This window comes from Wolbachia endosymbiont (group A) of Pogonocherus hispidulus (assembly GCF_964028195.1).
In the GTDB taxonomy this organism is placed as follows: Bacteria; Pseudomonadota; Alphaproteobacteria; order Rickettsiales; family Anaplasmataceae; genus Wolbachia.
Genome location: NZ_OZ034750.1, coordinates 1,025,760 through 1,038,804, shown reverse-complemented (window position 1 = coordinate 1,038,804; position 13,045 = coordinate 1,025,760). Strand labels below are relative to the sequence as shown.

The window sequence follows — 13,045 nt, the reverse complement described above, 5'->3', positions numbered from 1 at the left end:
TAGCAATACAAACAATTTTACTATTATTTAATTGCTAGTCTGGTATGTTAGACAATCGTGTTGGATACAAAAATGGATAACTATGCGGGAATTACTAAACGCGTTGCAGCGTATTTAGTTGACCAAACGATATTCCTAGTTTGCTGTTCATTCTTTTTTTTATTAATTTCATTTATATTACCAGAAGAATCTCTTGCAAGCTTTTTCAATCATGTTCTTCCTAACATTGACACAGGCCTTATATCAGGACGATATGAAATATTAGAAGACTTAGGTACATTACTAGAAAGTTTAGTATATATAGTATTAGAAGTATTAATGATAACAAGACTTGGTTGGACTCCAGGAAAATTACTATTTGGTATATACATAAAAGATACAAGCACGCTTGAAAACGCTGCTTTAATGCAAGTAGTGATAAGAAGTACTCTCAAGGCGCTCTTGTTTGTACCTCTCTATATTTCTGAGTGGTTTTTAATTTTACCAATCTTGGTTTTAATATTTGCAGCATTTGATAAACGCAAGCAGTTCTTTCACGATAAAATTGCAAACACGGTAGTGATAGACTATAAACCTGAAGAATGTCATTTAAATTTAAACTATGTGGGAATAACTAGACGTGTCATAGCACATATTATTGACCGTTTTATTATTATGGGAATTTCTTTAGTCTGGTTGATTCTTGTAGGAGTGATTTTTCACATTGCTGGATCTAAATTATTCGTTACACGTGCTCACTTATCTTTTTTGCTATCAATAGTATTCGGAGTATTCATGATAAGAAGATTTGGTGGCACTCCAGGACAATTGTTATGCGGCATTCATATAAAAGATGCAGATACACTTAACAATATTACTCTAATGCAAGCGATAATTAGGCATGCCCCGTTTGAAGTTATTTGCTTCCCTATACTCATCACGAGAAGGGAAATTTTTAATAATTATACCTCCGAATGGTGGCTTGACCCTTCATCAGGCTTAATCCTTATGGCCATAATACTAATTTTTGTATGTGCAATATTTGACAGGCGCAAGCAGTTTCTTCATGATAAAATTGCAAAGACAGTGGCTGTAAAGAGGAAAGCAGAAGTAATAGTAGTAAATAAACCTTCAAGCTGATTTTTTCAGTTGTAGGTTTATATTTAACTTTTTTCTATGCAATTTTTAATCTGTATTAACTTTACTTAGAAAAAGTTGTTGACACTAAAAATATTCGTGTTACAGGTAAGGTCATATTTGGTATTTACATAAATTGTCTACGACCATTTAGTTTTATAGTGAGGGTAATTTCTAATTACACTTAAGGGGGTGAAATGGGTATAGGTCAGCAACAGTTAACTGGTAAAATAGCTAGAAGAGATTTAATGTTACAGTCTAGCACTTTAAAGCAGGGAAGTCTAAGTGATAAAATTGATTGTGCAGAGGTAAGTAGCTTCATATATGATATTATCGCCGAAAATCAGAAGGATGATGCACGTAAACTTCTTAGTTTAGCGCTAAAAGTGAGGAAATTTTTGTCAAATGCTAATTTAGGTGGGTTTGTAAATGCTCTTCGCAAGTATATTACTGGGGAACTTATAGATAATTTTATAGAGCAGCTTATTGAAAAATATACAACCGAAGAACAACGTAAGGCTTTTATACAAGAAGTTTGTGAAATTGTTTTAGATCCTTTTCCTGGGCTCAGAGTTGCAGAGAAGTTTTCTCAGATATTAAATAAAGAATATGTCACAGAGGAATATAGCAATACATCTTTACACTTAGCTGCTGAGCAAGGTAATTTAAATGCAGTAAAATATTTTGTGGAAAAAGGTGGTGACATTAGTGCCCAAGATGAAATGGGCTACACACCTCTGCATTTGGCTGCTAAGCAAGGTAATTTAGATATAATAAAATACCTTGTAGAAAAAGGGGCTGATATTAATGTTAAAAGCAAGAGTGGTAGAACACCTCTATATGCAGCTTGTTCTCATCAAAACTTAGAACCTGTCTTGAAAGGAGCTAAGCAGCTAATTTAGCAAGCATAATAGTAATCATATTAAAGGAGATATTAGTTTTTGAAGTAAGAGGAATAATCCTTGCTCATACGTCTAAAATTGGAAAGCCAAGCAAAAGTTCTTTCAACAATCCACCGTTTAGGAATAACTTGAAATCCTACAGCATCAGCTGCTTTTTTAGTAATCGTATCCTGTTTTCAATAAACAGTAATTTTGCAATTTACCAATATATCCCTGATCAGCAAAAAACCTTTGTAGCGTTGGAGCTTTTCGTTTAGCTTGAGTAAAAAGATTTAGAGCACCATCACGATCTTGAATGCCTGCACTATGAACATCAGCTGTAATAATTAGGCCTATTGTATCCACAATGATGTGGCGTTTTCTACCCTTTATTTTCTTGCCAACATCATATCCTCTGGATCCCCTTTTTGAGTGGTTTTCACTGATTAATTATTCCTACCGAAGGTATTTCATTTTTGCCAACCATTTTTCTTACCTTTTTTACTAATATATCGTGTATTTCTTCCAATTTGCCACTATTACGCCACCTGAGAAAATAATCATACACCGTTTTCCATGGCGGAAAATCTTTTGGCAGCATTCTCCACTGGCAACCACCTTTCATTATGTATCTTATTGCATTAATAATTGTTCTAATATTGTGTTTTCTTGGCCGTCCTACTGCACCTTGTGCAACACTTGGCTCCAAAATTTCCCATTCTTTGTCACTTATATCACTTGGATACATTTTTACCTACTATTTTTTACTTATCTCATCATATTCTCTTTCTCATTTCTTTTCAAGACAGGTTCTAAGAAACAGGCAGAATTTATGAAAGTAATGATCGAAGAAAGATTGGCTGAGTATAAGTTGAAATTACATCCTGAGAAGACACAGATAGTGTACTGTAAGGATGATGATAGAAGAGAGGAATTTCCTACACAGAACTTTGATTTTCTAGGTTATACTTTTAGACCTAGAGTAGCAAAGAATAAGATGAGGAATTATTTCGTCTCATTTCTACCAGCAATTTGCAACAAAGCCAAGAAGAAGATCAAGAAAACCATAAAGTCATGGAGAATACATCGGATCACGTGGACCACATTAGAGGAAATATCGAAGAAAATAGATCCAATAGTCAGAGGCTGGCTATGGCAGGTTTTATAAATCGGAGATGTATACATCTCTCAGAAACATAGAGAGATACCTCATAAGATGGGTCAGGACAAAATACAAGAAACTTCGGGATCATGGAAGGCTAGCAAAGCAATTTCTAGGAAAAGTGAGAAAGAGGTCTCCAAATATTTTCTATCATTGGACACTTGGGTTAGGATCAAAAGGCTAAATAATGGGAGCTGTATAAACCGAGAGGTTTCCGTGCAGTTCTGCGAGAGACTGGTGCATAAGTGTTGAAAGTAATACAAAAAGGATATAAAGAGCTATTATTGCAGAAAAATGGAGGCAATAATGGATCAAATAGAAGGCATATTAAGCTTAATTAAAGACAAGGATTTGGAAAGGCTAGGAAAATTAAGTGAGATAGATAAATGCAATACTAAGTTAGTGGGCAAAATCATATTTAAAGGCTTAATGAAGTTAATATTAATGGGTCAGAAAACAAGCTTAAGAGCATTAGCAATGGTAATAAACAGGTGTGTGATAGATAAAAATGATGACAAAAGTACAGTCACATAAAGTGGCTTGTCGAAAAGGTTAAAAGTTCTGATTATTTTAAGGGAGTATATATTGATCTGATAAACAAAGTTGAAAAATTGTTGCCCAAAAAAACGTCACATGATTTACATAGATTTGATTCAACAATCATAAATTTATCAGGGTATCTTATAAAAGATGGACTAAAGTTAGGTAACCAAAGTAATAAGTCAAAGTAAGTCTGGGATTAAAAGGACAATTGCCAACAAGTATAAGGTTTTGTAAAGGGCAAGAAGAAGGTAGTGAAGACATAGCACTGGTAAGGGCAATCAACGAAGCAAAAGTTAAAAAAGAGGATATTTTGCTATTTGATAGGGGAATCAGAAAGGTTGGAACTTTTGCTGAGTTTGATGAGAAGGAATACAAATTTATAACAAGAGTTGAAACAAGCAGAAAGCATGATGTTGTAAGTAGGAGTAAAGTTATTCAAGGACAACAGCAAGATGGATCAGAAATTTTAGAAGATATAATAGTTAATCTTTATCGCGCACAGGGCAAAATTGCAGAAAAGCATAACTTACGTTTGATAAAAATCAAAAACAAGGCAGGAAATGAAATATGGTTTTTAACTAACTTGTTTACGATGCCTGCTTATGATGTTGCACAGGCGTATAGGCGAAGGTGGGACATAGAAGTATTCTTCAAATTTATAAAGCAAAACCTTGGATATAAACACTTTTTGAGCCATAGCATGAACGGAATGAAAGTATATATTTATATGATTATTATTACAGCCCTGCTGTTTCTCGTTTATAAAATTAAAAACAATTTACATGGATTTAAAATGGCATTATTGCAATTTACACTAGATCTTAATGATTCTTTTATACGCTCAATTGTTTTACTATCAGGAGGTAATTTACATGTTGTCGATCATCTTATATCACGCCATTTTTGATACTTTCAACACTTATGCACCAGTCTCTCGCAGAACTGTACGTAAAGTAGAGTGGGCAGCCAGCGAGTTACTTGTTAAGTACTTTTCCAACGTATCTGTTCAGCGGAGCGGCAGAAAATGGCTGAACAAACAAAATCGTTAGAATAAAACGGGCCAAATACGGTGTAATGTGGTTGATTTTTTTACACTTTACGGGAGTGTTAAATAAACCATACGCGTCAAGTTAAGGCCCAATATAGCACCATTTAAAGTGGGTATCTTGTTTGTTACATTTATTTTTTTGGAAATTTTGATCTAAAATAAGATAATTCTTTTAGAAGAGTCTATAAATTACTAGCTTTATTACTTAATATCTAAAATAATTTTTACCACTTTTCTTTTTCCTTATGCTACTTTCCCTTAACTTGACGCGTATGGTTTATTTAACACTCCCAGGCCATTAAAAGACGATCCTCCATGCACTGCTTATTTGGCTTTCCACCTTTTGCCTTTTTCTTAGTCTCTTCCTCTATTAAAATTTGAATTACTTTTTTAAATGTTTTTTTTACTCCTGTTAACCTACGAAATTCTTCTTCATCAAGCTTGTTTATTTGTTCAAATTTCATATCTTCACTAATATATTACCTTCCTTATAGTACTCCTTTTCTTTAGTTATGCAAGAAGTCTAATGAAGGAACGCTTAAAAGGGATAGAAGAAGAGAAAAAAAGGTAGTTGACCAAAAGGCAGTAGAAAAGGGAATGAATCTTATTATAAATAGCATAAAGAGTCTTTATTCTAGTGTAAAATCGAACTTGGAACAGCTAGATTGGCGAACTAAACGTGGTATTATTAAAGCATTAATAGAACAAATTAACATTGGTCGTGATCAGGTAGAAGTAGCATTTCGGATCGAAGAACCAGTGTAGGATGGAGAAATTTTTAATTTGCAACATTGTACTGAACGTCATAAAATTGAAGCTATTTTATTTAACTTCGCAATCTCTGCAGCAGATTAAAATGACAAGAAAACTCGTATTTGGCGTACTATTGTTTAATTTTTTGCACTATGTGCATCGTATGTCTTTATAAAATTTCTAGGTTTTTACCTACATAAGCCGAAACGCGCTTACAAAGCGTTTAAGACAGCAAAAAACGTCAAATTGACAAGGGAGAATTTGAATACTAGCTACTCTGGGTTTTCTTTGCCTTTTTTCCTGCTTAGTAAATTTCTTAAACACTTGCGGTGTAGGTTAGTTGCAAGTTAAAAGCAGCTAAATCGCTCTTAATCAAGCGTTTTAGAATAAAAAAAACGCCGATATTTTAGTACATAGTAAATAGCCAACCACCACGGGGCTTCTTTTGCCTTTTTTTCATTTGGTAAATTTCTTAATGTTTATGGCTAAACGACAACCGTCATCCCGCTGCTTGTTAGCGGGATCTATGCTTTGAGATACCACGAATGAATCGCGGTATGACGGTTCGTGGTGGTATGACGATAAGCTCGTCATCCCGCTACGTGTTAGCGGATGAGATACCGCGAGTGAATCGCGGTATGACGGTTCGCGGTGGCATGATGTAGGACTGCTGTGACACCATTATAGAGTGAACCAGTGTCAGCTACTTGCATAGAAAATGTTTATGACTAATTTTTAGATCAAACATGGAATTTCGACAAACTTAACTTTTTTGTGAGATTGTTCAGCAACAATAAACAAGTTAGGTGCAAAGGTTATGGCAATAGAAAAGGAAAAGTTTTTTTTAATAATACGAGAAGTAAGTGAAAGCAAAGACTTAAGCAGTGATAATGTATTAAAAAAAGTACGAGATAAATTAAAAGAAAAGAGTGATGAGAACGGAATAGATTCTCCATATACAATAGTATATAACATATTTAAATCTCACAGTTTTTATAAAAACCACGAATTTAAGCTGCAAATGCCAGATAGCACTACAGCACGAGGTACATTATTACATTTTGCTGTACAATGCGGTAATGCACTAATGGTGAAGCTCCTACTGGAAAATAAAGTAAGTGCTACTATGAAAGATCACTCTGGACTGACTCCTTGGGACATTGCTACTTCGAATAGTAATCAAGAGATAGTGCAGCTTTTACTAAGTGCTAACGCAAATCCTCAATTAGAAAAGAATAAAGACAAAACTCCAAGAGATATCATAATAAAAACGAATAAAACTCCAGAAGGTTTAGTTGTGAACGGGAATAATGCAGCTGCTGCACCAGCAAATGTTATAAGTCCTTATTTGAAACAACATGATGCTACACGTAATGATAAACAGACTTCTGTTACGGGTGAAAGTAGTGACAGTACAGTAGATGAGCAATACCAACGTGTTAATGTTAAGAGTATGGTAAAAAAAATTGAGTCACCGAAAAAAACAAATGCTACATATAGTAATGAACAGACCTCTATCTCTTTAAATGAAAGTAGTAGTAGTGACGACAGTGGAATATGTACTGAATCAGAAGATGGAGAAGACATTGATGCAAAAAATGAAGAATTAAAAAAATTAGAAAAGGAACTAGGAGAATCAAAAAGTTGTATAGCTGAACATGAGACTAAGTTGAAAGAATCCAATGAAGAGAATGAGTCACTAAAACAAAAAATGCAAGATCTAGGAAATGAAAACACAGAGCTTAAGGATAAATTAGACAAAACAGAAAGTCAGTATTCTAAAACAGAAGTGTCGCTAGAAAAAGTAGGAAAAAGACAATTTTCCCCAAAAGTTGCCTACGCGAGCCTTGCAGCTATGTTAGTAGTAGGTGCTGCTCTTAGTATCGCTTCCGGATTGTCTGCTCTATTAATAGTTGCAGCTTCTGTGGTATCTGCACTGATAGCCGGTGGCATTACATACACAATATCAAAACCCATCGCTCCTGACACTGAATTGAAAGGAGTGAATATTCAAGGTTCAGCGCAACATGGTGTTTGTAAAACTTAGCACCTACATCTGTACGAACATTGCAGTTTGCAGATGCAAGTAGCTGACACTGGAATCCCAAAAAAAGGATCCCAGTGCCCAGACACTGGGATGACACCCTTTTGGATGGAAAGCTACTTTCATGACATCATCATAAAGTAAACCAGTGTCAGCTACTCGGATGACAAGAAGAGGGCACTGGAATGACATCACAGGGGCACTGGAATGACATCACAGGGGCACTGGGATGACAGGAAAAGGAGGCTACTCAGATGACGGGAAGGGGGTACTTGGATGACACCTATAGCCCTAGCGCGTAAAAGTATTTGCAAGTTACACAGTAGTATGAATTTTTTACTTCGGTAGTTTTTTTATTACAGTTATAATCATAAAAGTAGTTGAGTTTAATTGATATGAAAACTTTTACGAAAAATTTTAAAAATAACGAAAAAAAGCTAGAGGAGTTTAATAAGGAAATTGAAGATATAACAACTATAGCTCAAGATAAATTTGCACATGAACTTGAAAATATCGCATATGACAGTGTGCAAAAATTTCGCAGTCTGCTTGCTAAAGAGTTAAACTCCATCTTCAATAATATTCATTCTCAAAATGTTAATCTACTAAAATCCAGCCTAGTTGAATATGTTATAAGTTCAAATTTTATCAATAAAAAAGGAGAAACAGCTTTAATACGTTCTCTTCTTAATATATTCATACGATAAAGAATTCAAGCACTCAGAGTTGTATAAGTATTGCTGCGCCAATTCAACTTAATATTGAATGCAAGCTGCATAGCTAAAGTAAGTAAGATTTGCCCCACGATAAACGAGGTAAACCTTACTTATTCTAGCTATATACAAAAAAGGAGGGTTATTATGTCAATAAGATCTACTTCACCAAGAATACATGTGCAACGTAAATCTAAGCCTGAATCTTTTCCAGTTACTTTAGAAAAGGTTAAATCTTTTTTACGCATTGAGAACGATCAAGATGATAAGTTGATTTCAGATCTAATTTTTATGGCAACTGACTATGCTGAGTGGCATATGGAAAAGTCACTGGTGAAACAAACATGGCAAGTTTCATATGAAGATTATGTACCTCGTAGGATCTATTTAAGCTATGGCCCTGTGAGTAAGATAGTATTGGCTACTGCAATGATGTCTAAAGGTCAAGAGAAGAGAACACTTAAGTATTATTTTAGTGATGTAGGGAGCTACGTTGAGTTTTTCAATTATTTGAATGCAATAAGAGCAGATGTTGTATACGAGGCTGGCTATGACAATGTTCCTGAGCAGATAAAACTAGGTATTATGCGGCATGTTTCTGCTATTTACAAAGATCGTGAATCGGGGGTAAGTAGCCATTTGTCTGAAGTGAAGAAGGTGTATTCTCCATTTCGCGAACCAAAGGTTGTTTTGTAGCTCTTTCTTGTCATCCAAACTGGGCTACCTACGTCATACCGTTACGGTATCTCACATAGATCCCGCTAACAAGCAGCGGGATGACGATAATGTAGCACTACGTCATACCGTCACGGTATCTCGGCCGCTAACAAGCAGAGGGATGACAGCAGTCCTACGTCATACCGCGATTCATTCGCGGTATCTCTTAGCATAGATCACGCTAACAAGCAGAGGGATGACAGCAGTCCTACGTCATACCGCGATTCACTCGCGGTATCTCTTAGCATAGATCCCGCTAACAAGTAGCGGGATGACAGCAGTCCTACGTCATACCGCGATTCATTCGCGGTATCTCTTAGCATAGATCCCGCTAACAAGTAGCGGGATGACGAGTTTGTATCACTGCTTATGTTTTAGCTATATATCTTTCGAGGATTAATCATGGAAAAAATTCAAGCTATAAACGAGTTGTACAATAGTATTTATGCAGCACTAAAAGCAAACTCTGATTTAAGGAAATATGTTACTAACATTTATGACTACTTACCTAAACAGGTCACCATTCCTTACCTAAGATTGCGCGTAGTGAATTATAATAATCTGCACATGCTGTCCAATTTTGCTACAAAGGCAAGATTTTCATGCGACATATATACCCATCATATAGGCAGTATGTTTGCCATTATAAGGCATATTAACTTGATACTTAAGAGTATTAAATATTCTGATAATGAAACTATTTTGGAAAGTAATTGTGCTATGAGTCAGCACGATGAAATTTTACATTCAACAATTAATTTTGATATTTTAATGAAAGGAGGTGATAATGAGCAAATTACAGCTAAAAATTAAAGATCATGACAATAATTTTATTGTGTTAAATAATATACGAAACCTAAGGTTTACTTTGCGTAATAACAGAGAAGAGGTGAAAGATATTTCTTCTTTTGGCTGGAGAAAAGTGCTCGATTGTGCTGGAAGCAGACACATTACGATAAAAATTAATGGAATTTTAGACTCTGTATTAGCTGATGAATTATTACGTAATTCTGCTATATTAAACTCTAATAATGATTATGAAATTAATTTTAACACTAAGGAAAAGATCAGATTACGGTGTTCAGTTGAACTGTATGAGAGATATTATGACCCCGCTGCTTTTGACAGCTTTACTGTAATTTTAGCGAGTGCTGAAGTTGTAAACGCTTTTCATTAATGTTAATTTAATTTTTTCATATACAATAGTAACTGGTGAGAATTTTAACTAAATTAAAAAAAATCATGAACGACGAAGACCTTTTCGAGAAAGACGGTGATAATATTGAAGAAAATAACGATGATAAAAGAGAGAAAAGTTTAGAAAATGAAAATCAGCAAAATCAAGAAGAACAATACAAAGAGGAAGATAAGCAATACATAATACAGTATATTCAAGACTATTTAAAAGCTTTTGAGGATATTCTAAATCAGATCGACGAAGGAATTGATAATTCGGATAGTTACGAAAGGACTATGCAAATAAAGCGAAGCATAGACAGGCTCATAGAGACTTTATATAGTCAGGCTGCGTCTGAAGATATTGATGCAGAATTTGAAACCACAAAGCATACTCGCGATAAATCAGAATCTATGAAAAGAGTTAGAGAGAAAAGAAGGAAGCAAGCAATAGAAGAAGTATTAAGTAGCATGTTTGCCCAGCAACAAAAGGAGCTAATGAACGCTAAACACTTAAGTCATGGACATGAAACAGCACATGATGATGAAGCAAAAAAACGAGTGAAGTCTTCAATCAGGGGAGTGTTGTTTTCGGTGATTGCTCATAGGATGGATCCAAGAAGGAGAGCAGGGGAAACTGCTGACGATAACGAAAAGCAAGCTCATATATATGGCAGGGAAGCAGTTGGTGGAGCTTTAGGTGCATTGTTAAAAACATTTTTAACAGCAGTTACTGCCGTTGTGCGCGAAATTGCTAAACCACTTCAGAAGCAGGAAACATCTTTTGCAAAACAAGTTGAAGAAAGCAGAAACGCAGATTCACAAAAGGGTCGATCTGTATAGACTTTTCCTTGTAATAATCTTTCGATTCTACTGTCTGTTAATTCATAATTAGGGTTATATAGCTAAACTGAAAAAAGGTTACCCCAGAAGGGATAAAAAGGTATAAAATGGCTTTAGATAAGGTAGAATGATGCCAAAGTGAGGATCTGAGGGAACGTGTTTTGAAAGTAGTAGACGAGAAAAAAATGACTATGGAGGAGATAAGCAAGAGAAAAGATAATTGAAAAATTTGGCAATATGTGCAAAGACAAAGATACTCGCCGGATTTAAATCCAATTGAAAAGTTATGGTTTGCCATCAAGCATGCCATAAGAAAAGCTCTGCAGAACTTTTGGCCCGATATCAATTCGGCTATTGATTTTAGCACTCGGGGAAACCTTACTTGGGTTAGCTATAGTTTGCTTACTCACAAGCAAACTTTCCTGGATCCCAGTGGGCTTTGTTGCATCACACTTTATGAGATGGTGATTTATGGTAAATTCATGTAACTATCTCAAATTTAGCCATACCAATATCAGTGAATTTATTAAGCAAATAGCATTTAGTTCTTTTTCTCGATTTATCTCAGATTTATTCCTAAAACTAAATCCGAATATTTGCTTTAATCTTGAGAAAAACCCTTCAATATAAGATCTTTTCCCATAATTTACTTCTTTTTTCCATTCTTTCATGCCATCTTCACCGTATAATTTTATTAACCTAATAGCAGCATTCCTGTCAGACATATAATCTATTTCTGGATGTTCTGCCGCATTGTTTATTGGTGGAATTTTTGTCTTTATATCATATTCGTTACACAACTTATAAAACTTGTGCCTATCACATGCTCTATCTGCATATAGTGCTTTTATGGCATGCTGAAAATCAACTTCTTTTAGCAAATCACAAGCTCCATAGTGATCAGAGTAGACACCGTTACTGTATTTTACAGCTATGGCTTTTTTGTTGTTTATATTCAACATTACGTGCAATTTTCTCGTTTGCTCATAGCCACGATATTTTCTGTCAGTGCTATTTTCCTTCAGGAGTGTTGTTGTATATACTAATTCCTGTACTGTCTATAGCAATTTCGATATCTTCCATATTATTTTTATCAATTCTGCAATCATTTATCTTAATATTAAGTTTCTTAAACCTTCTTGATGCTTGTGAATAGCTGATAACTGCCAAATCTCTTCCTATTTGTTGCAAATACCCTTTTATAAACCCGACTGTTTGTCTTAAACCAATTCTAAAGAAACTGACGATTATATGCACCAAAATCACAACTTTATCACTATAAATATAGTTGCCGCCCTGCATTTTTGGACAATTCTCGTACCAATTTTCTATGGCGTCATTGATATAACAAAAAATGCTTCCTCTTTCTTGGAGAAATTTGTTATATTCATGGCAGTTACTGACTCTCATTTTTTGTGGCATATTTTTTCTTCAACAGTTAAATGGCTATTTATAATGAATTTTGTCAGTAACTGCCAGTTCTTTTCACTTGAGCGATGCAACAAAGCCATCCCAGTGGGCCTTTTGCATCGCACTTTATGAGATGGTGATTTATGGTAAATTCATGTAACTATCTCAAATTTAGCCATACCAATATCAGTGAATTTGTTAAGTAAATAACACTTGAGTAGCAGTTCCCTCTCACGATTAATTTCAGATTTGTTCCTAAAACTAAATCCGAATATTTGCTTTAATCTTGAGAAAAATCCTTCAATGCGAGCTCTCTTTCCATAATCTACTTCTTCTTTCCACTTTTTTATGCAATCATATGACTTTATTAGTCTAACAGCAGCATTTCTATCATCCATGTAATCCAATTTTTGGTGCTCTGTTGCGTTGTTTTTCGGAAGAACTTTTGTCTTTATACCAAACTTGTTACATAATTCGTAAAGCTTATGCCTGTCATATGCTCTATCCGCATATAATACCTTTACAGCATGAACTTCTTCTAACAAATCGCAAGTGATCCGAATAAACTCCGCTGCTGTATTTTGCTGCTATGACTTTTTATACTCAACATTACATGCAGTTTCCGTGTCTGCTCATAGC

The 13,045-nt window shown here is 34.8% G+C and carries 17 protein-coding genes and 2 pseudogenes; 14 read left to right on the top strand and 5 right to left on the bottom strand.

The features are described 5' to 3' along the window. Positions 1–72: 72 nt before the first annotated feature. Together ABWU58_RS04995 and ABWU58_RS04990 are read left to right on the top strand one after the other, a co-directional pair. On the top strand, positions 73–1,119 hold the full coding sequence (locus ABWU58_RS04995) for an RDD family protein (RefSeq protein WP_353282759.1): 1,047 nt from the start codon (positions 73–75) through the stop codon (positions 1,117–1,119). Positions 1,120–1,313: 194 nt separating this feature from the next. Beyond that, the gene (locus ABWU58_RS04990; RefSeq protein WP_353282758.1) at positions 1,314–2,018 is read left to right on the top strand and encodes an ankyrin repeat domain-containing protein; all 705 of its coding nucleotides are present in this window, start codon (positions 1,314–1,316) and stop codon (positions 2,016–2,018) included. On the opposite strand, the pseudogene ABWU58_RS04985 reads toward ABWU58_RS04990, so the two are convergent. After that, positions 2,002–2,745 (bottom strand): annotated as a pseudogene (locus tag ABWU58_RS04985) (IS5 family transposase). The gene ABWU58_RS04990 and the pseudogene ABWU58_RS04985 overlap by 17 nt on opposite strands. 84 nt (positions 2,746–2,829) lie before the next feature. Between ABWU58_RS04985 and ABWU58_RS04980 the strand changes: the two are divergent. From ABWU58_RS04980 to ABWU58_RS04965, 4 genes are all read left to right on the top strand, one after another. Then, positions 2,830–3,165 carry a hypothetical protein gene (locus ABWU58_RS04980; RefSeq protein ID WP_353282757.1) on the top strand — a complete coding sequence of 112 codons (336 nt, stop codon included), beginning with the start codon at positions 2,830–2,832 and terminating at the stop codon, positions 3,163–3,165. A gap of 7 nt (positions 3,166–3,172) precedes the next feature. Then, entirely contained in the window at positions 3,173–3,343 is a 171-nt protein-coding gene (locus ABWU58_RS04975) for a hypothetical protein (protein ID WP_245970122.1), read from the top strand. Between the two features lie 122 nt (positions 3,344–3,465). Then, positions 3,466–3,693 (top strand): hypothetical protein, encoded by a 228-nt coding sequence (locus ABWU58_RS04970; RefSeq protein WP_353282610.1) that lies wholly within the window; start codon positions 3,466–3,468, stop codon positions 3,691–3,693. A 217-nt stretch (positions 3,694–3,910) separates the two neighbouring features. Further along, positions 3,911–4,609, top strand: a complete 699-nt coding sequence (locus ABWU58_RS04965; RefSeq protein ID WP_353282756.1) for an IS4 family transposase — start codon at positions 3,911–3,913, stop codon at positions 4,607–4,609. Between the two features lie 422 nt (positions 4,610–5,031). Here ABWU58_RS04965 and ABWU58_RS04960 read toward each other — a convergent pair whose 3' ends face one another. Next, positions 5,032–5,214, bottom strand: coding sequence for a hypothetical protein (locus tag ABWU58_RS04960; RefSeq protein ID WP_353282755.1), 183 nt, complete (start codon positions 5,212–5,214; stop codon positions 5,032–5,034). 133 nt (positions 5,215–5,347) lie between these two features. Between ABWU58_RS04960 and ABWU58_RS04955 the strand changes: the two genes are divergently transcribed. The 8 genes and pseudogenes from ABWU58_RS04955 to ABWU58_RS08115 all read left to right on the top strand — a co-directional run. Next, the gene (locus ABWU58_RS04955) at positions 5,348–5,515 is read left to right on the top strand and encodes a hypothetical protein (RefSeq protein ID WP_353282754.1); all 168 of its coding nucleotides are present in this window, start codon (positions 5,348–5,350) and stop codon (positions 5,513–5,515) included. Positions 5,516–6,320: 805 nt separating this feature from the next. Next, positions 6,321–7,550, top strand: coding sequence for an ankyrin repeat domain-containing protein (locus tag ABWU58_RS04950; protein ID WP_353282753.1), 1,230 nt, complete (start codon positions 6,321–6,323; stop codon positions 7,548–7,550). Between the two features lie 392 nt (positions 7,551–7,942). After that, positions 7,943–8,254, top strand: coding sequence for a hypothetical protein (locus tag ABWU58_RS04945; protein WP_353282752.1), 312 nt, complete (start codon positions 7,943–7,945; stop codon positions 8,252–8,254). A 153-nt stretch (positions 8,255–8,407) separates the two neighbouring features. Further along, on the top strand, positions 8,408–8,956 hold the full coding sequence (locus tag ABWU58_RS04940) for a head-tail connector protein (RefSeq protein WP_353282751.1): 549 nt from the start codon (positions 8,408–8,410) through the stop codon (positions 8,954–8,956). Between the two features lie 423 nt (positions 8,957–9,379). Further along, positions 9,380–9,790: a DUF3168 domain-containing protein gene (locus ABWU58_RS04935; RefSeq protein ID WP_353282750.1), complete on the top strand. Its 411-nt coding sequence runs from the start codon at positions 9,380–9,382 to the stop codon at positions 9,788–9,790. Beyond that, complete coding sequence (locus ABWU58_RS04930) at positions 9,765–10,154, top strand: phage tail tube protein (protein ID WP_182159821.1); 390 nt, start codon at positions 9,765–9,767, stop codon at positions 10,152–10,154. Before ABWU58_RS04935 ends, ABWU58_RS04930 begins: the two co-directional genes overlap by 26 nt. 65 nt (positions 10,155–10,219) lie before the next feature. Further along, a complete protein-coding gene (locus ABWU58_RS04925) occupies positions 10,220–10,996 on the top strand; it encodes a hypothetical protein (protein ID WP_353283725.1) in 777 nt (258 codons plus the stop codon). A gap of 254 nt (positions 10,997–11,250) precedes the next feature. Next, positions 11,251–11,352 (top strand): annotated as a pseudogene (locus tag ABWU58_RS08115) (IS630 family transposase); the annotation flags it as partial. Positions 11,353–11,484: 132 nt separating this feature from the next. On the opposite strand, the gene ABWU58_RS04920 reads toward ABWU58_RS08115, so the two are convergent. From ABWU58_RS04920 to ABWU58_RS04910, 3 genes are all read right to left on the bottom strand, one after another. After that, entirely contained in the window at positions 11,485–11,958 is a 474-nt protein-coding gene (locus ABWU58_RS04920) for a transposase (protein ID WP_250296353.1), read from the bottom strand. 49 nt (positions 11,959–12,007) lie between these two features. Then, positions 12,008–12,418: a transposase gene (locus ABWU58_RS04915; RefSeq protein WP_213863164.1), complete on the bottom strand. Its 411-nt coding sequence runs from the start codon at positions 12,416–12,418 to the stop codon at positions 12,008–12,010. Between the two features lie 140 nt (positions 12,419–12,558). Further along, positions 12,559–12,951 (bottom strand): transposase, encoded by a 393-nt coding sequence (locus ABWU58_RS04910; protein ID WP_353282749.1) that lies wholly within the window; start codon positions 12,949–12,951, stop codon positions 12,559–12,561. Positions 12,952–13,045 lie beyond the last annotated feature (94 nt).